General features: G+C 71.2%; 18 protein-coding genes. 6 read left to right on the top strand and 12 right to left on the bottom strand.

The window, feature by feature from the left end; translation table 11 throughout:
* Window positions 1–64: 64 nt before the first annotated feature.
* The gene (gene dapA / locus P3F85_RS05140; protein ID WP_374010173.1) at window positions 65–1042 is read right to left on the bottom strand and encodes a 4-hydroxy-tetrahydrodipicolinate synthase; all 978 of its coding nucleotides are present in this window, start codon (window positions 1040–1042) and stop codon (window positions 65–67) included.
* Window positions 1043–1120: 78 nt separating this feature from the next.
* Here dapA and P3F85_RS05135 point away from each other — a divergent pair, with 78 nt between their 5' ends.
* From P3F85_RS05135 to P3F85_RS05120, 4 genes are all read left to right on the top strand, one after another.
* Window positions 1121–1561 (top strand): TlpA family protein disulfide reductase, encoded by a 441-nt coding sequence (locus P3F85_RS05135; protein ID WP_374010172.1) that lies wholly within the window; start codon window positions 1121–1123, stop codon window positions 1559–1561.
* On the top strand, window positions 1548–2045 hold the full coding sequence (locus tag P3F85_RS05130) for a DUF4395 domain-containing protein (protein ID WP_374010171.1): 498 nt from the start codon (window positions 1548–1550) through the stop codon (window positions 2043–2045). Before P3F85_RS05135 ends, P3F85_RS05130 begins: the two co-directional genes overlap by 14 nt.
* Before the next feature lie 122 nt (window positions 2046–2167).
* Window positions 2168–2593 carry an OsmC family peroxiredoxin gene (locus P3F85_RS05125; RefSeq protein ID WP_374010170.1) on the top strand — a complete coding sequence of 142 codons (426 nt, stop codon included), beginning with the start codon at window positions 2168–2170 and terminating at the stop codon, window positions 2591–2593.
* A gap of 13 nt (window positions 2594–2606) precedes the next feature.
* A complete protein-coding gene (locus tag P3F85_RS05120; RefSeq protein WP_374010169.1) occupies window positions 2607–3503 on the top strand; it encodes a TIGR01777 family oxidoreductase in 897 nt (298 codons plus the stop codon).
* Between the two features lie 9 nt (window positions 3504–3512).
* Here P3F85_RS05120 and P3F85_RS05115 read toward each other — a convergent pair whose 3' ends face one another.
* Window positions 3513–3980, bottom strand: a complete 468-nt coding sequence (locus P3F85_RS05115; RefSeq protein ID WP_374010168.1) for a tetratricopeptide repeat protein — start codon at window positions 3978–3980, stop codon at window positions 3513–3515.
* Window positions 3977–4783, bottom strand: a complete 807-nt coding sequence (gene dapB, locus P3F85_RS05110) for a 4-hydroxy-tetrahydrodipicolinate reductase (RefSeq protein ID WP_374010167.1) — start codon at window positions 4781–4783, stop codon at window positions 3977–3979. The genes P3F85_RS05115 and dapB overlap by 4 nt, the downstream gene beginning before the upstream one ends.
* A 53-nt stretch (window positions 4784–4836) precedes the next feature.
* On the opposite strand from dapB, the gene P3F85_RS05105 reads away from it, so the two are divergent.
* Complete coding sequence (locus tag P3F85_RS05105) at window positions 4837–5340, top strand: GNAT family N-acetyltransferase (RefSeq protein ID WP_374010166.1); 504 nt, start codon at window positions 4837–4839, stop codon at window positions 5338–5340.
* A 39-nt stretch (window positions 5341–5379) separates the two neighbouring features.
* On the opposite strand, the gene P3F85_RS05100 is transcribed toward P3F85_RS05105, so the two are convergent.
* Complete coding sequence (locus P3F85_RS05100) at window positions 5380–5982, bottom strand: histidine phosphatase family protein (RefSeq protein ID WP_374010165.1); 603 nt, start codon at window positions 5980–5982, stop codon at window positions 5380–5382.
* A gap of 41 nt (window positions 5983–6023) precedes the next feature.
* A complete protein-coding gene (locus tag P3F85_RS05095) occupies window positions 6024–7382 on the bottom strand; it encodes a M16 family metallopeptidase (RefSeq protein WP_374010164.1) in 1359 nt (452 codons plus the stop codon).
* Window positions 7383–7523: 141 nt separating this feature from the next.
* Between P3F85_RS05095 and P3F85_RS05090 the strand changes: the two genes are divergently transcribed.
* A complete protein-coding gene (locus tag P3F85_RS05090) occupies window positions 7524–8108 on the top strand; it encodes a TetR/AcrR family transcriptional regulator (protein WP_374010163.1) in 585 nt (194 codons plus the stop codon).
* A gap of 207 nt (window positions 8109–8315) precedes the next feature.
* Here P3F85_RS05090 and P3F85_RS05085 read toward each other — a convergent pair whose 3' ends face one another.
* From P3F85_RS05085 to P3F85_RS05055, 7 genes are all read right to left on the bottom strand, one after another.
* The gene (locus P3F85_RS05085; protein WP_374010162.1) at window positions 8316–9536 is read right to left on the bottom strand and encodes an aldo/keto reductase; all 1221 of its coding nucleotides are present in this window, start codon (window positions 9534–9536) and stop codon (window positions 8316–8318) included.
* A 186-nt stretch (window positions 9537–9722) separates the two neighbouring features.
* Window positions 9723–10544 carry a CoA ester lyase gene (locus P3F85_RS05080; protein ID WP_374010161.1) on the bottom strand — a complete coding sequence of 274 codons (822 nt, stop codon included), beginning with the start codon at window positions 10542–10544 and terminating at the stop codon, window positions 9723–9725.
* Complete coding sequence (locus P3F85_RS05075) at window positions 10541–11122, bottom strand: MaoC family dehydratase (RefSeq protein ID WP_374010160.1); 582 nt, start codon at window positions 11120–11122, stop codon at window positions 10541–10543. The genes P3F85_RS05080 and P3F85_RS05075 overlap by 4 nt, the downstream gene beginning before the upstream one ends.
* Window positions 11119–11766, bottom strand: a complete 648-nt coding sequence (locus tag P3F85_RS05070) for a CoA transferase subunit B (protein ID WP_374010159.1) — start codon at window positions 11764–11766, stop codon at window positions 11119–11121. The genes P3F85_RS05075 and P3F85_RS05070 overlap by 4 nt, the downstream gene beginning before the upstream one ends.
* Window positions 11763–12548 (bottom strand): CoA transferase subunit A, encoded by a 786-nt coding sequence (locus P3F85_RS05065; protein WP_374010158.1) that lies wholly within the window; start codon window positions 12546–12548, stop codon window positions 11763–11765. Before P3F85_RS05065 ends, P3F85_RS05070 begins: the two co-directional genes overlap by 4 nt.
* A gap of 105 nt (window positions 12549–12653) precedes the next feature.
* Window positions 12654–13859 carry an acyl-CoA dehydrogenase family protein gene (locus P3F85_RS05060; RefSeq protein ID WP_374010157.1) on the bottom strand — a complete coding sequence of 402 codons (1206 nt, stop codon included), beginning with the start codon at window positions 13857–13859 and terminating at the stop codon, window positions 12654–12656.
* On the bottom strand, window positions 13856–15934 hold the full coding sequence (locus P3F85_RS05055) for a biotin carboxylase N-terminal domain-containing protein (RefSeq protein WP_374010156.1): 2079 nt from the start codon (window positions 15932–15934) through the stop codon (window positions 13856–13858). Before P3F85_RS05055 ends, P3F85_RS05060 begins: the two co-directional genes overlap by 4 nt.
* Window position 15935 lies beyond the last annotated feature (1 nt).

Below are 15935 nucleotides of genomic sequence, written 5' to 3'. Positions count from 1 at the left end.
TCGTCGTTCGTGTGCGGGGCTTCTCGCGCCCGCGGATGTCTCCGGCCGCCGCTCTGGCGGCCCGTCAGCGTGTGGTCCCGGCGATCTTCGGGAGCGCTCCGCCTGCTGCCGCATTGCGGTCAGGGCGGAAGTTCGAGAAATCGACGCCGGGGATGTCTTTGACGAGGTCGAGCTCGTCCTCGATCTGCGCGGCCTCCCACTCCTCCGGCCCCACGAGCGGCAGGCGCACGCGCGGGCTGGAGATGCGGCCGAGGCCGTGCAGGATGTATTTGGCCGCCACAGTACCCGGCACGTGCGTCATCACAGCGCGCACCAGCGGCTCGAGCTTCATGTGGGCGGCCGTCGCCGTGGCCAGGTCTCCCGCATTGACCGCGTCGACGATCTGCCGGTACGGCCGCGCGGCGACGTTCGCCGTCACGCCGATCAGCCCGCTGGCTCCGATCGCGAGGTGCGGCAGCACGTTCGCGTCGTCGCCCGAGAAGTACAGGAGGTCGGTCTGGTTGAGCACCCGGCTGACCTCGCTGAAGTCGCCCTTCGCATCCTTGATCGCGAGCACGTTGGGGTGCTTCGCGATACGCAGGATGGTCTCGTACTTGATGGGCACACCGGTGCGGCCCGGGATGTCGTACAGGATGACCGGGAGGTCGGTGGCGTCGGCGATCATCCGGAAGTGGGTCAGGATGCCCGCCTGCGTGGGCTTGTTGTAGTACGGCGTGACGACCATGACGCCGTCGGCGCCTGCCTTCTCGCTCTGCTTGTAGAGCTGGATGGCGTGCGCCGTCTCGTTCGAGCCGCCGCCGGTGATGATCTTCGCCCGGCCGTCCGCGACCGACTTGCCGACCTCGACGAGCCGCAGCTTCTCGGGGTCGGTCAGCGTCGACGTCTCGCCGGTGGTTCCGGTGACCACGATGCCGTCTGCGCCCGCCTGGATGACGTCGTCGATGTGCTTCTCGACCGCAGCCCAGTCCACTTCGCCGTCGGCGGTGAACGGTGTGACCAGGGCGACGAGCACCTGGCCGAACGGGTTGGCGGAGGTTGGCATGCGACCAGGCTATCGGGTCGCCGTCACGCGATGTCACATTCGATGCGCTGTGCATAAGTCCCGCGTAGCGTCCCGGCTGTGAATGGATTCGCAGCGCTCGGCATCCTGATCGCCCTGGTCGCCGCCGCCACGGTGGTGGGGCTGGCCTGGCGTGCCACGACCGGGCGTGCCCGCTCCACCCACGGTGATGAAGTGGTCGAGGCGACCGACGTCGGCGCCGGCGGGTTCGGCGACCGGGCCACCCTGCTCCAGTTCTCCACCGAATTCTGCGCGCCCTGCCGCAGCACCGCTCGGGTACTCGGCGCAGTCGCCGACGACGTCGACGGTGTGCGCCACGTGGAGGTGGATGTCACCGACCGGCCGGAGCTCGCGGACCGGTTCCGCATCCTCCAGACCCCGACCACCCTCGTGCTCGACGGCACGGGCGCGATCCGCGCACGGATCGGCGGCGCGCCTCGCGCGGACGAGGTCCGCACCACCCTCCACCGCATCCTCGGGAGCCATCATGTCTCAGCCTGACCCGGCCACCGCGCCGTCCGCCTCCGCTCGACCCGCGGGCATCGACCCCCGCTCCCCGCGTTTCGGCGCCGGGATCACCGCGGTGCTCCTGCTCGTCGACCTCTTCCTCTCGCTAGTCGGAGCGACGGCGGCCGCTGCACTCCTGCTGCTCGCCATCGCCCTCCTCTTCGCCTGGGGCGCGTTCGCCGGGGTGCAGCGGCATCCGTACGGAGCGATCTTCCGCGCGGTCGTCCGGCCCCGTCTCGCGCCCCCGGCCGAGCTCGAGGACCCGGCGCCGCCGACCTTCGCGCAGGGCGTCGGGCTCCTGGTGACGGGCGTCGGGCTGCTCCTCTTCGCCGTGGGCCTTCCGCTCGCGCTGCCGATCGCGGCGGCACTGGCTTTCGTCGCCGCCTTCCTCAATTCGGTGTTCGGATACTGCCTCGGCTGCCAGCTCTATCTCCTGCTGGTGCGTACGCGGCTCATCCGGAGGCGTGCGACCGCCTGACCGACGCAGTCGTCCCCCTCCAGCCGGGAATCCCCCGTGCACCGGGTGACGGTGTCGGACCCCGTCAGTAGTGTGGGTCGGGCCCGCCCGCGCTCGGCGGCGGCACGTCCGAGGAGGCCCCTATGGCAGTCACCAGCGAATCCACCACCGTCTGGAACGGCGATCTCATCCACGGCTCGGGAAACGTGACGCTCGATTCCTCGCATGCGGCCGAGCTCGCGGTCAACTGGAAGGCGCGGTCGGAGGGCGGCGCCGAGGTGACAACGCCGGAGGAACTGCTGGGAGCCGCGCACGCGGCGTGCTTCTCGATGGCCTTCTCGAACGTCCTCGCGCAGTTCGGCAACGCGCCCGAGAGCATCCGCACCACCGCCGCTGTGACCTTCGACCCTGCGCAGGGCATCACGGGCAGCCTGCTGCGGGTCACCGCGACCGTCCCCGGGCTGACGGAGGACGACTTCCAGCGTCTCGCGGACGAGGCGAAGCGCACGTGCCCCGTCTCGCGCGCGCTGGTCGGCATCCCGATCACCCTCGAAGCCACACTGGCCTGAACGGGCACGCAGCATGAGAGTGCTCCTCGCCGGCGCGTCCGGCATGATCGGCGGCGAGCTGCTCGCCCAGCTGGCGGCGTCCGGGCACGAGGTCCGGAGGCTGGTCCGGCGGGAGCCGACCGGATCGGACGAGTTCCGGTGGGATCCGGCGGAGCGGTCGGTCGCCGTGGAACTCTTCGACTGGGCGGAGGGCGTCGTCAACCTCTCCGGCGCGTCGCTGCAGCGCCTGCCGTGGACGCGGGCGACCAAACGGCGCATCCTCTCGTCCCGGCTGCAGGCGACGGGCACCCTCGCCGAGGCGATGCGGCGGGCCGATGACCCTCCCGCGGTGTTCGTCAGCGGGTCCGCGGTCGGATACTACGGCGATCGTCCCGGGCAGGAGCTGACCGAAGCGGCGAGCAAGGGAACCGGCTTCCTGTCCGATGTCGTCGACGCCTGGGAGGCGGCCGCGCGCCTGGCCCCGTCGGCCACCCGCGTCGCCCTTGCCCGAACCGGGGTCGTGATCGGCCGGGGCGGAGCCCTCACTCCCCTGCTCCCGCTCGCGAAGGCGGGACTTGCCGGTCCCCTGGGCACCGGACGCCAGCACTGGCCGTGGATCAGCCTCCACGACGAGGCCGCCGCGCTCGTGCACCTGCTCGGCTCGACGCTCGAGGGACCGGTCAATCTCGCGGGCCCGACAAGGGCGACGGCGGCCGCGCTGATCACGGCGTTGACCCAGGCCGTGCGCCGGCCCTACTTCCTGCCGGTCCCCCGGTTCGCGATCGAGCTGGCGCTGCAGGATGCGGGGCGCGAGCTGCTGCTCGCCGATCAGCGCGTCGTCCCACGGAAGCTGCTCGACGACGGTTTCGTGTTCCGGGACCGCACGGTTCAGGATGCGATGGACCGGCTGGTCGAGGTGCGTGCCGCCTGACTTCGGGCTCTAGCGCGCGGGCTGGCCGCCCGCCTTGGCGGCCGCCCGTTCCAGCCGGATCGCCTGGCGAAGCGCCTCCCGTGCGCGACGCCGGTCGCCCGAGGCGTCGTACGCCAGGCCGAGCCGGAACCAGGCGCGCCAACTGTCGGGCGCGGCCTCCACCTCCGCGCGGTACTGCGGGAACTGCTCGTCCGCCGCGTCCCGCAGCGGGCGTCCGCTGGCGCGGGTCGGCAGATCCTCCTCGGGCAGGTTGCCCTCGGCGGCGAGCTGCCGCACCAGTCGTTCGGTGCGGGCACCGAAGAGGAGCTCGCGGCCGATCGCCCACGCCGCGATGAGCGGCAGCACGAACAGGGCCACACCCATGGCGACGCCGACCGGCACGCCCGTCGCGATCAGCAGGACGGCCCGCTGGGTCACGAGCACCAAGTACACGAGCAGCAGCACCGCCATCAGGATGGCCGCCAGACGATTCCTCATCGCGTCAGGTCGGTGCCGTCCGCACCGGCGTCCCGCACGGTCGGCCGGGGCGGTTCGCCGTCCGGCTCGGCGATGCCGAGATCGATCAGCTTGTCGAGACCCACGGTCACCCCGACGGCCGAGGCGGCGTAGCGCAGGGCGAGCAGGATGCCCGCCTCGTACGCCTCCGCGCCGATCGTGTCGTGGCGGATGGTGAGCTGCTCCCCCGGGCCGCCGAAGATCACCTGCTGCTGGGCCGCGACGCCGCGCATCCGCAGACTGTGGATCGGGACGCTCGCCACCTGCTGTCCCCGCGCGCGCTGGTCCGAATGCGGCGCCTCCACCGGTCCCTTCGCCGCGCGCGCAGCGCCGATCAGCTCGGCCGTGCGGACGGCGGTGCCCGAGGGCGAGTCGACCTTGCCCGCGCCGTGCGCCTCGATGATCTCGATGGAGTCGAAGAACCGCGCGGCGACGGTCGCGAAGGCGGTCCCCAGCGCGGAGCCGAGCGAGAAGTTGGGGATGACGACCGCGCCGCGCCCGTCGTGCAGCGCGACCCGACGTACCAGGTCGAGGATGCGGTCCGCCGACCATCCCGAGGTGCCGACCAGGACGTTGAGACCGTTGTCGACCGCGAAGGCGACGATCGCGGGGCTCACCTGTGGGAGCGTCATGTCGACAAGCACGTCGGCGCCGAGCATCTCCTCCAGCGGCGAGCGCGAGTCGAGTCGCGCCACCAGTTCGAGATCGTCCGACTGCTCGATGAGACGTACCGCCACGCTTCCCAGTTTTCCGGTCGCTCCGGCGACGGCCACGCGAATACTCACCCACCCAGCCTACCCGCGGCGTCGCGGCGATCCGCCGGGTTTACGCTGGGTCGATGGTGTCTTTCGCAGACGTCGCCGTCACCGACGCGACCGCCCACCGGATGCTCTCCGACTACTTCGCCGAGCGCGCCGAGACCTTCCCGTCCGCGCAGGGCGCGTACCGCACCATGTTTCCGGACCCGGGGCAGTTCGTCGCGCCGAACGGTGTCTTCCTCCTCGCGTACGACGACGGCGTCGAGGTCGGCTGCGGCGGCGTCCGGGAGTTGCGAGTCCCGCTCGGTGAATCGGAGGACGGCCGACCGGTGGTCCGCTACGAGATCAAGCACCTGTGGGTGACCCCGGCACGACGCGGCGGCGGATACGGCCGTGCGATCCTCGCCGAGCTGGAGCTGCGCGCCCGCGGTTTCGGGGCGACGGAGGTCGTGCTCGACACCAATCAGAGCCTGGAGGCGGCCGCCGGGCTCTACCGCTCCCACGGCTACCAGAGCATCCAGCCGTACAACGACAACCCGAACGCCACCGACTGGTTCCGCAAGCCGCTCGAGCCGATCAGCTGACGGCCCGCCGACGACTGCGACTGCGGCTGCGCCTCGGGCCTAGACCGGCTGCAGCTCCGGCAGGCCGGTGCGCAGCTCGACGGGCAGGTGGCCCAGGTCGTTGTGCACGACGAGCACCGGCGGCTTGGCCGACCGGACCCGGATGATCGTCAGGCCGCAATTGGCCTGATTGAGCCCGAGCCAGCGCCAATCCGGAGCGTCGAACACGTGGCGCACGAACCAGCCGATCACGAAATTGTGGGTGATCAGGAGGTCGTGCCGGTCCCCCATCGCGGGCGTCAGGAACTCGTGGACAGCGTCGTCCATCTGCGCGTGTCCCGCCTCGATCTCCGCCTCCGTCACCGGGCCGAAGAACGACTCGAACGCCTTCGGCATGTCCGGCGTCGGGCCCGACGGGATGCAGTCGAACAGGAGGTTCGACGGCTGCGGCTCCAGCGCGGGCATCCGCTCCGCCATGATCGCGGCGGTCTCCGTCGCACGGTTGAGCGGCGAGTGGTACATCGACGTGAACGGGATGCCGCTCAGGCGCTCCGCGATCAGCTGCGCCTGGCGCTTGCCGCGCGGCGAGAGCGGGCCGTCCGGCAGGCCGTGCTCAGCGTCCTGCTGCTCGCCGTGGCGCACCAGGTAGATGTAATGGGGCACGAAGCTGGACCTTTCGAAGAATGGAGCGGGAAGAGGGAGGATCAGGGAGCGAGACCGGCAAACGTCTCGTCGGTGACGCTCCCCACCGCCGCTACGGAGATCGGGCGCCCCGCCAGATCGGCGGCGAGGGCGCGGACGTCGTCGACGGTGACGAGGTGGAGGCGGCGGAGACTCTCGTCGAGGTCGGCGAACTCGCCGAGGGTGATCTCGGCGCGGCCGAGCCGGGACATGCGGGTGTCGGAGTCCTCCAACGCCAGCGCCGCGCCGCCGGACAGCTGTCCGACCGCCCGCCGCAGCTCGTCCGCGGTCACGCCGCCGGATGCCATCCGCCGCAGCTCGTCGAGCATCAGCTCGCCGACCTGACGTGCCTTGGCGGGCGCGCAGCCGGCGTAGAGGCCGAAGACGCCCGCGTCGGAGTACGACCCGGAGAACGAGTACACGGCGTAGGCCAGGCCGCGGCGCTCGCGGACCTCCTGGAACAGCCGGCTCGACATCCCGCCGCCGAGGATCGAGTTGAGCACGCTCATCGTGGTGCGGCGGTCGTCCGTCGCGACGATCCCGGGCATCCCGACGAAGAGGTTCGCCTGTTCGGTCGGACGCTGGACCGTGACGATCGCGCTCCCCCGCTGGATGTCCGCGACGGAACCGGCGCGACGGTCGACGGGGTGCGCTGCGAGGTCCAGATCCCAGCCGGCGGCGACGAGGGCTCGCTCGACACCCGCGACGAGGAGGTCGTGGTCGACGGCTCCCGCAGCGGTCACCACGAGGTCCTGCGGCCGATAGTTCGCCCGGTAGTGCTCCCACACGCCGTCCCGGGTGGCTGCGTGGATGGTGTCCGGGCGACCCCCGATGGGACGGCCGAGGGGATGCGCGCCGAGGACCGCCTGGAACATCCGCTCGCTCGCGACATCGGCGGGGTCGTCCTCCGCCATCGACAGCTCTTCGAGGATGACTCCCCGTTCGTTCTCGAACTCGGTCGGGTCGAGCACGGAAGAGGTGAGCATGTCGCCGATGACGTCCACGGCCATGGCGAGGTCGCGATCCTGCACCTTGGCGTAGTAGCAGGTGTACTCCTTGGCGGTCATCGCGTTGTGCTCGCCGCCGACCGAATCGAAGGCGACCGCGATGTCGAGCGCGGTGCGCGTGCGCGTGCCCTTGAAGAGCAGGTGCTCCAGGAAGTGCGTCGATCCGAGGGTGCCTGGATGGCCGGGCTCGCCCTCGCTCTCGTCGCGGGAGCCGACGGCGACCCAGTACCCGAGCGTGGCGCTGCGCGCCCCGGGAACCTGCTCGCTGAGCACGCGGATGCCGCTGGGGAGTACGGTGCGTCGGACGAGCGCGTCGCCCGAAGCGGCGAACGTGAGGTCGGCCAGACCGAGCGGAAGGTCGACTGCGCTGTTCATCCCCTCCACCCTACGCCAGCCCCTGCGGAAAGCCCCGACGGAGAAAACGAGGACAAACAGACTCGTCTGTCTACTGCTATACTTCGGGAAGCAACAGCCGGAGGCGGTCGTCGCCTCCCCCAGCAGAAGGAGTCGTGCCGGATGGTCGTAAGTGCCCGAGCGACCATCCGGCCGCCCGCACCCTCCAAGGTCAAGATCCTCGCCACGGCGGATGAGCTCTTCTACCAAGAAGGCATCCACACCGTCGGAGTCGACCGGATCATCGCGGGTGCGCGCGTGACCAAGGCCACCTTCTACAAGCACTACCGGTCGAAGGACCTCCTGATCATCGCCTACGTCGAAGGCCGCGACCGGCAGGTGCGCGAGTGGTTCGCCGAACAGGAGGCGAAATTCGACGACCCGCGCGACATCGCACGTGCTCTGGTCGACTCGATCAACCAGCAGGCGGTGGACCCCGACTTCCACGGCGACCCGTTCATCAATGCTGCTGCGCAGTTCTCCGACGAGAACGATCCCGTGCGTGTCGCCGTGACGGCGCACCGGGACTGGTACGCCGACCGGATCGAGGAGCTGTTCCGCCAGATCGGCCACCCACGTCCCGGAGACGCCGCCGACGACCTGATCCTCGCGCGCGACGGCGCGCTCGCAGGCGGCTACGTCGGCGACCCGATCGCGGCGGGCGCCGCGCTGCACCGCGCCCTGGACCGCATCCTGAGCCAGGCGTAGCCCGCCCGGCCGGCCGGCGTCGCGCCCGTCGCGCCCGTCGCGCCCGTCGCGCCGAACGATGGGTGCAACACGCCGTAAACCGCCGCGCATAACGGCGTGTTGCGTCCCATGGATGCGCGCGAGCGGCAGCGAGTTGACGCAACACGCCGCGCGACAGGCGCCCGCGACGGCGTGTCGTGTCAGCCAGCCGCGGGTGCGTCGCGGCGGCTACTCGGAGACGCGGTCGAGGTCGAGCATCTGGGAGCGCGTCAGGCGGATGCCCGCGGCCGCCATGAGCGCATCCACCTGGTCGGGACGGCTCGCGCTGGCGACGGGCGCGACGATCGTGCGCTTCGCAAGGAGCCACGCCAGGGCGATGCTCGCCGGCGCCACCCGGTGCTCGCGGGCGATGCGGTCGACCACGGTCAGCACGCGCTGGCCGCGACGGTTCACGTACGCGGAGGCACGAATGCTCCGCGCACCAGCGGTGAGGTCGCTCTTGCTGCGGTACTTGCCGGTGAGGAAACCGTTCGCGAGCGCGTAGTACGGCATGACCGCGAGTCCCTGCGCCGCCGCGACGATGCGCGGCGCGCTCTCGAACTCGGTGCGGTGCATGAGGTTGTACTGGTTCTGGATGGCGACGAACTTGGGCAGCCCGGAGGACGCCAGGATACGGGCCTCGATCAGTCGGTCCGCGCTGAAGTTCGAGGCGGCGAGGTAGCGCACCTTGCCGCTCTCGATCAGCCACTCCGCCGTCGCGAGGCTGTCCTCCAGCGGGGTCTCCGGGTCGTCGTCGTGGAAGTACAGGATGTCGATGTAGTCGGTCTTGAGCCGTTCGAGCGAGGCCTCGACGGCGCGCACGACGCTCACCGCGCCGAGTCCGGGGTTCTCGTGGTGACGGCCAACCTTGGTGCCGACGACCACGCGGTCGCGGTTGCCGCGGTCGCGCATCCACGTGCCGATCAGCACCTCGCTGCGGCCGCCGACGTAGCTGTCGGCGGTGTCGATGAAGTTGCCGCCGAGCTCCGCGAAGCGGTCGAGGATGGCCAGGGACGTGTCGCCGTCTGCGGTCCAGCCGAAGACGCTCGCGCCGAGGGACAGCGGGTACACCGTGAGGTCGCTCTCGCCGATGCGCCGCGGAGCGATGATCGGCAATGGGCCGGTGCTCGCGCTCGCCGGGTCGATGTCGACGACGCCGGTGGGAGGCTGAGCCGACCCGGCTCGGGCGAGCTCACGTGTGCGGGCACCGGGGCGCTCGGTCGTGCGAGCGGCAGGAGCGGCAGGAGCCGCCGACGCGGGCGCCGACGCGGGAGCGGGAGCCTCCGCAGACTCGGGTGCGCTCCCGCCCTCCGGGCTGGTGTCTCGGGACGCGGCCGCAGCAGCACGCGAAGCATCCGAGGCACGGAGACCGACGCTTTCGAGCAGGCGCAGGGGAAGCAGCTGTGGCATTTCTCCCCCTCCCCGGGCTCCGTCTCGACGCGATGCTTCACACGTCGTCTCGCTGGGGAACCGACGGCTCTCGAATCGTTTCGAGAACCTTCAATCTCCTAGTGAACACTTGAAGATTACGGCATGCCTCCGACGCCCAGATGACGAAACGGGTGAACCCCGGCGGAATCCTAGGTCACAGTTTCATCACGAACGGCGGAGCACCGCCCTGGCGTGTGCGAGGACCGGCCCGTCGACCATTCGTCCGGCGTGACGGAACACTCCACCGCCCGCCCGTTCCGCGGCGTCGAGCAGCTCGCGGGCCGCTTCCACGTCGCGCGGATCGGGTCGGTACGCCGCCCGGATCGTCTCCACCTGGCCCGGATGGATGCACGCCGTCGCGGCGAATCCGACGGCGACCGCATCCTCCGCCTCCTCCGCCAGGCCGTCGAGGTCGGCGATGTCGAGATGGACGGTGTCGACCACGTGCACCCCGGCCGCGCCGGCCGCCAGCAGCACCGCCGAACGCGCGAACCGCGCCACATCGCGGTAGCCGCCGTCGGGGCCCCGGCTGGACGTGCCGCCGAGCGAGGCGACCAGATCCTCCGCGCCCCACATGAGGGCGAGCGCGCCCGGCGCGCGTGCGAGGTCGGGAGCGGCCAGCACACCCGCCGCGGTCTCGCACAGGGCGATGACCGCGTAGTCGGCCAGTCCCGCCAGGTCGGCGGCACGCTCGGCCTTCGGCAGCATGGCGAAACGGTACGGGGTCGCGGCGAGCGCGGACAGGTCCGCGTCGTGGTCGTCGCTCCCGGCCGGATTGACCCGCACGATGACGCGTTCGGGATCGAGGTCGGACGCGACCAGTGCCTCCCGTGCCGCCACCCTCCGCGCGGGGTCGACCGCATCCTCGAGGTCGAGGATCACCGCGTCCGCCCGCTCCAGAGCTTTCGCGTAGCGCTCCGGGCGGTCGGCCGGGCAGAAGAGGAGCGCGGGGCCCCACGGGAACTCCTCCGGCGCGCTCCCCCTCACAGCACGCCGTCCGGTGCGGTCGCTCCGGGATCCAGAGCGTCCGAGAGGCCATCCCCGTCGCCGTCCACGTCCGCGTCCACCGCCCGATCCGCCGCGTCGACGCCCGGGGGCACCGCATCCCGGCACCACACCATGACCTGCCGGGTCGCTGTCGCGACGACCACGCCGTCCTGGTTGCGTCCGGTGTGCTCGAGGGTGACGATCCCCTGGCCGGGGCGGGAGGCGGAGAGCCGCTTGCCCAGGACGACCGTCTCCGAGTACAGGGTGTCGCCGTGGTGCAGTGGATGCGGGAACGAGACCTCGCTGAAACCCAGGTTCGCCACGATCGTGCCCTGCGTGAGCTGGGTCACGGACGCACCGACGATCGTCGCGAGCGTGAACATGGAGTTCACCAGCCGCTCTCCGAAGGGCTGGCGGGCCGACCACGCCGCATCCAGGTGGAGGGCCTGCGTGTTCATCGTGAGCGTCGTGAAGAAGATGTTGTCGGCTTCGGTCACCGTGCGTCCCGGTCGGTGCAGGTAACGCGTGTCCGGCTCGAACTCCTCGTAGTACAGCCCGCGCTGCTCGATCTCCCTCATGACGCCACCTCCACCTCGACCGCGAGCGGAGCCCCCGTCGCGGCGACCACCTCGTCGACGGTGACCCCGGGGGCCGTCTCGCGGAGCACCAGCCCGTCGGGGGTCACGTCGATGACCGCGAGATCGGTGATGATGCGGTCGACGCATCCGGTGCCCGTGAGCGGGAGGGTGCACTCGCGGACGATCTTCGGGCGGCCCTCCTTGTCCACGTGCTCCATCATGACGATCAGCCGCTTGGCGCCGAAGACCAGGTCCATCGCGCCGCCCATCCCCTTCACCATCTTGCCGGGGATCATCCAGTTGGCGAGGTCGCCGGACTCCGAGACCTCCATCGCGCCGAGCACGGCGAGGTCGACGTGGCCGCCGCGCACCATCCCGAACGAGAGCGACGAGTCGAAGAAGGCGGCGCCGCGGTTGACGGTGACGGTCTCCTTGCCCGCGTTGATGAGGTCGGGGTCGACGGCATCGTCGGCGGGATACGGGCCGACGCCGAGCACGCCGTTCTCCGAGTGGAGGATCACCTCGACGCCCTCCGGGATGTAGTTCGGGATGAGCGTAGGCATCCCGATCCCGAGGTTGACGTACTGGCCGTTCTCGAGCTCGCGCGCCACGCGGGCGGCGAGTTCGGTGCGTGTGAGGCTCATCGTGCGGTCCCTTCCGATGCGGCGGCGGGTGCCGGCTGCGCCACCGTCCGGCGTTCGATCCGCTTCTCCATGCCAGGCGCGTGCACCACGCGCTGGACGAAGATCCCCGGGCAGTGCACCTGGCCGGGGTCGAGTTCTCCCGGTTCGACGAGCTCCTCGACCTCGGCGATGGTGATGCGGCCGGCCATCGCGGCGAGCGGGTTGAAGTTCATCGCCGCGGCGTGGAAGACCAGGTTGCCGTGCCGGTCGCCCTTCACCGCGTGGACGAGGGCGAAGTCGGGGCGGAGGGACCGCTCCAGCACGTACTCGGCGTCGTCGAACGTGCGGACCTCCTTCGGCTCGCTGGCGACCGCGACCGACCCGTCGGCGGCGTAGCGGCGCGGCAGGCCGCCCGTGGCGATCTGGGTGCCGACTCCCGCCGGCGTGAAGAAGGCCGGGATGCCCGCGCCGCCCGCGCGCAGCTTCTCGGCGAGCGTCCCCTGCGGGGTGAGCTCGACCTCCAGCTCGCCGGACAGGAACTGGCGTGCGAACTCCTTGTTCTCCCCTACGTACGAGCTGGTCATCTTGCGGATGCGGTGCTCGGCGAGCAGCAGCCCGAGACCCCAGTCGTCGACGCCGCAGTTGTTGCTGACCACGTCGAGGTCGGTCGTCCCGTCGTCGAGCAGCGCTTGGATGAGCGCGCTCGGGATGCCGCACAGTCCGAAGCCGCCCACCGCGAGCGAGCTCCCGTCCGGGATGTCCCGCACCGCCTCCGCCGCCGACCCCACCGTCTTGTCGATCATGCGCTCACTCTCCCTCGAGTCTGTCCGCCGCCGAGCACAGGATTTCTGCGGCCTTTTCGTCGAATCGGCAACATTTTTCCTGTGCTCGGCGGCGTCGGGTTCAGGCTAGGCGGTGAAGCCCAGCGCACGCGAGATGACCATGAGCTGGACCTCGCTGGTGCCCTCGCCGATCTCCAGGATCTTGGAGTCGCGGTAGTGGCGGGCGACGGGGCTCTCGTTCAGGAAGCCGTAGCCGCCGAAAATCTGGGTCGCGTCGCGGGCGTTGTCCATCGCCGCCTCGCTGCCGACCAGCTTGGCGATCGACGCCTCCATCTTGAACGGCTTCCCGGCCATCAGCTTGAAGGCCGCGTCGTAGTAGGCGAGCCGGGCGGTGTGCACGCGGGCCTGCATCCGGGCGAGCTTGAACGCGATGTACTGGTTGGAGCCGATCGGCCGCCCGAAGACGTTGCGGCTCTGCGCGTACCGGATGGACTCCTCCAGGCAGCCCTGCGCGGCACCCGTGCACAGCGCGGCGAAGGCGACGCGCCCATCGTCGAGGGTGGCGACGAAGTTGGCGTAGCCGCGCCCGCGCTCGCCGAGGAGGTTCTTCTCGGGGACGTGAACGTCGGTCAGCGTCAGCGGGTGCGTGTCGGAGGTGTGCCAGCCGACCTTGTCGTACACCGGCTCGGCGACGAAGCCGGGGGTGCCGGTCGGCACGATGATGGCCGACAGCTCCTTCTTGATGGACCCGTCGGCGCGGCGCTCCTCCCCCGTCACCGCGGTGATGGTGACGAGCTTGGTGATCTCCGAGCCGGAGTTCGTGATGAACTGCTTGGTCCCGTCGATCACCCACTCCCCATCGCGCAGCACCGCGGTCGTCTTCGTGCCGGCCGCATCCGACCCGGCCTCGGCCTCGGTCAGCCCGAAACCGGCGAGCGCCTCGCCGCGCGCGAGCATCGGCAGCCACTGCTGCTTCTGCTCCTCGGTGCCGCTCCGGAAGATCGGCATGGCGCCCAGGCCCACGCCGGCCTCCAGGGTGACGCCGATGGACTGGTCCACGCGTCCCAGCTGCTCGACGGCGAGGCAGAGCGAGAGGTAGTCCTTGCCCTGGCCGCCGTACTCGACCGGGAACGGGAGGCCGAACAGGCCCATCCTGCCCATCTCGGCGATGATGTCGTACGGCAGGCTGCGCTTCGTGTCGTACTCGTACGCGGCGGGCGCGACGACGGTGTCGGCGAAGTCGCGCACCTCGTCGCGGAGGCGGCGCTGCTCGTCGGTGAGCTCGAAGCCGGCGACGTCGGTGTCGGCGGGCCGGTCCATCTGCATGGTCATGGGTTCCTGTCTTTCGTTACGGGTGAAGCGGAGGCTGTGGAGGCAGTGGACGCGTCGGATGCGTCGACACGCGCGACGAGCTGGTCGAGGCGCACGAGGTCGCCCGGCGCGACGTGCAGAGTGACCGTTCCCGCGACGGGGGCGACCAGGCGGTGCTCCATCTTCATCGCCTCGACGACCACGACGGTGTCGCCGGTCTCGACGTGCGCTCCGGGCCCCACGGGGACCGCGACGACGGTCCCCGGCATCGGCGAACGGAGTTCGGGATGCGCGGCCGCGTCTCCGCGGTCGAGGGCGGCGAGCCGGTCGGCGAGGAGCTCGGCGCGCCCGCGCAGCCGGAGCGGGCGGGCGCGGCCGTCGCGCGCGAGCCAGACGGTCCGGTCGTCGCGGGCGACGTCGAACCGGAGCATCCTGCCGCCGACGTCGACCAGGGCGACCGCGGGCTCACCCGCTCGTTCGGGTGAGCGCAGCCGGAGCGACGCGGGACGCGCCTCGGCGCCGTCGACCGCGACCGACGCCTCCTCGGGGTTGCCCGCGACGGTCACGGTGACACCGGCCACGTCGTAGCGCGACGGACGCGCGGTGGCGAGCCGCCATCCGGTCGGCGCAGCCCACGCGGAACCGACGGCGGACGGCGGTTGCCGCCATCGGTCGAGGTGCGCGACCAGCGCCGCCGCGATCAGCTCGTCCTCGGTCGGCGGAGTCGGCGTCAGGTCCGAGAAGCGGCGGTCGATCAGGGTCGTGTCCATCCGGCCGGCGACCACGTCGTCGTCGGAGACCAGGTCGACCAGCCAGGCGATGTTCGAGGCGGAGCCGAGGATGCTCGTACCGGCGAGCGCGGTGCGCAGGCGGGCCAGTGCCTCCGCGCGGTCGTCGCCCCAGGCGATCACCTTGGCGAGCATCGGGTCGTAGTCGGTGACGATCGGGATGCCGGCCGCGATGCCGCTGTCGACGCGGATGCCCTCGCCGGCCGGTTCGCGCAGGGCCAGCACGTGCCCCGCTGCGGGGAGGAACCCGCGCTCGGGGTCTTCGGCGTAGACGCGCGCCTCGACGGCGTGCCCGCGCAGGTGCACGTCGTCCTGCCCGAAGGCGAGCGGGTCGCCCGCTGCGATCCGCAGCTGCTGCTCCACCAGGTCGAGGCCGGTCACCAGCTCCGTCACCGGATGCTCGACCTGCAGCCGGGTGTTCATCTCCATGAAGAAGAACTCGTCCGGGGCGTCGGCGGACACCAGGAACTCGACCGTCCCCGCTCCCGTGTAGCCGACGCTCGCGGCGACCCGGCACGCCGCCGCGCCGATCCGCTCGCGCGTGGCCGGATCCAGCAGCGGCGACGGCGCCTCTTCGATCACTTTCTGGTGCCGGCGCTGGAGCGAGCACTCGCGCTCCCCCAGGTGCACGATCCCTCCGTGCCGGTCGGCGAGCACCTGCACCTCGATGTGGCGCGGGGACGCGACCAGCCGCTCCAGGAACAGCGTCTCGTCGCCGAATGCGGCGGCCGCCACCCGCCGAGCCGCCCGCAGTGCCTCGGGGAGCTCGTCCGCGGACTGCACGGCCTGCATCCCCTTGCCACCGCCCCCGGCGGACGGCTTGACGAGCACCGGATAGCCGATCTCGGCCGCCGCGGCGATGAGCTGCTCGTCGGTGAGGCCGGGCTCGGCGATGCCCGGGATGGTCGGGACGTCGTATTCGGCGACCGCGTGCTTGGCGGTGATCTTGTCGCCCATCACCTCGAGCGCGTGGACGCCGGGGCCGACGAAGACGATGCCGGCCTCCTCGCAGGCCGAGGCGAGCGCCGGATTCTCGGAGAGGAACCCGTAGCCCGGGTGGACGGCCTCGGCGCCGGTGCGGCGCGCCGCCTCCACGATCGCGGACACGCTGAGGTAGCTGTCCCGCGCGGGCGCGGGTCCCAGGCGGACGGCGAGGTCGGCGAGCGCCACGTGCGGCGCGTCGCGGTCGGCGTCGCTGTAGACGGCGACGGAGCGGATGCCGAGCCGCTTCAGCGTGCGGATGACGCGGCACGCGATCTCGCCGCGGTTGGCGACGAGGACGGTGCGGAAGGGGACGGTGTGGGGCACG

The organism is Leifsonia sp. T36S-04, from assembly GCF_042465655.1.
Classification (GTDB): domain Bacteria; phylum Actinomycetota; class Actinomycetes; order Actinomycetales; family Microbacteriaceae; genus Leifsonia.
Note: the sequence above shows the minus strand (reverse complement) of the source record. Positions and strands in the feature narration are given on the sequence as shown.

Bases quoted from the DNA above. Each gene is read 5' to 3' on its own strand.
- P3F85_RS05090 (WP_374010163.1), top strand. From the start codon at position 7,524: ATGGTCGTAAGTGCCCGAGCGACCATCCGGCCGCCCGCACCCTCCAAG.
- P3F85_RS05105 (WP_374010166.1), top strand. From the start codon at position 4,837: ATGGTGTCTTTCGCAGACGTCGCCGTCACCGACGCGACCGCCCACCGG.
- P3F85_RS05120 (WP_374010169.1), top strand. From the start codon at position 2,607: ATGAGAGTGCTCCTCGCCGGCGCGTCCGGCATGATCGGCGGCGAGCTG.
- P3F85_RS05085 (WP_374010162.1), bottom strand. From the start codon at position 9,536: ATGCCACAGCTGCTTCCCCTGCGCCTGCTCGAAAGCGTCGGTCTCCGT.
- P3F85_RS05065 (WP_374010158.1), bottom strand. From the start codon at position 12,548: ATGATCGACAAGACGGTGGGGTCGGCGGCGGAGGCGGTGCGGGACATC.
- P3F85_RS05095 (WP_374010164.1), bottom strand. From the start codon at position 7,382: ATGAACAGCGCAGTCGACCTTCCGCTCGGTCTGGCCGACCTCACGTTC.
- P3F85_RS05075 (WP_374010160.1), bottom strand. From the start codon at position 11,122: ATGAGGGAGATCGAGCAGCGCGGGCTGTACTACGAGGAGTTCGAGCCG.
- P3F85_RS05070 (WP_374010159.1), bottom strand. From the start codon at position 11,766: ATGAGCCTCACACGCACCGAACTCGCCGCCCGCGTGGCGCGCGAGCTC.
- P3F85_RS05130 (WP_374010171.1), top strand. From the start codon at position 1,548: ATGTCTCAGCCTGACCCGGCCACCGCGCCGTCCGCCTCCGCTCGACCC.
- dapA (WP_374010173.1), bottom strand. From the start codon at position 1,042: ATGCCAACCTCCGCCAACCCGTTCGGCCAGGTGCTCGTCGCCCTGGTC.
- P3F85_RS05060 (WP_374010157.1), bottom strand. From the start codon at position 13,859: ATGACCATGCAGATGGACCGGCCCGCCGACACCGACGTCGCCGGCTTC.
- P3F85_RS05115 (WP_374010168.1), bottom strand. From the start codon at position 3,980: ATGAGGAATCGTCTGGCGGCCATCCTGATGGCGGTGCTGCTGCTCGTG.
- P3F85_RS05125 (WP_374010170.1), top strand. From the start codon at position 2,168: ATGGCAGTCACCAGCGAATCCACCACCGTCTGGAACGGCGATCTCATC.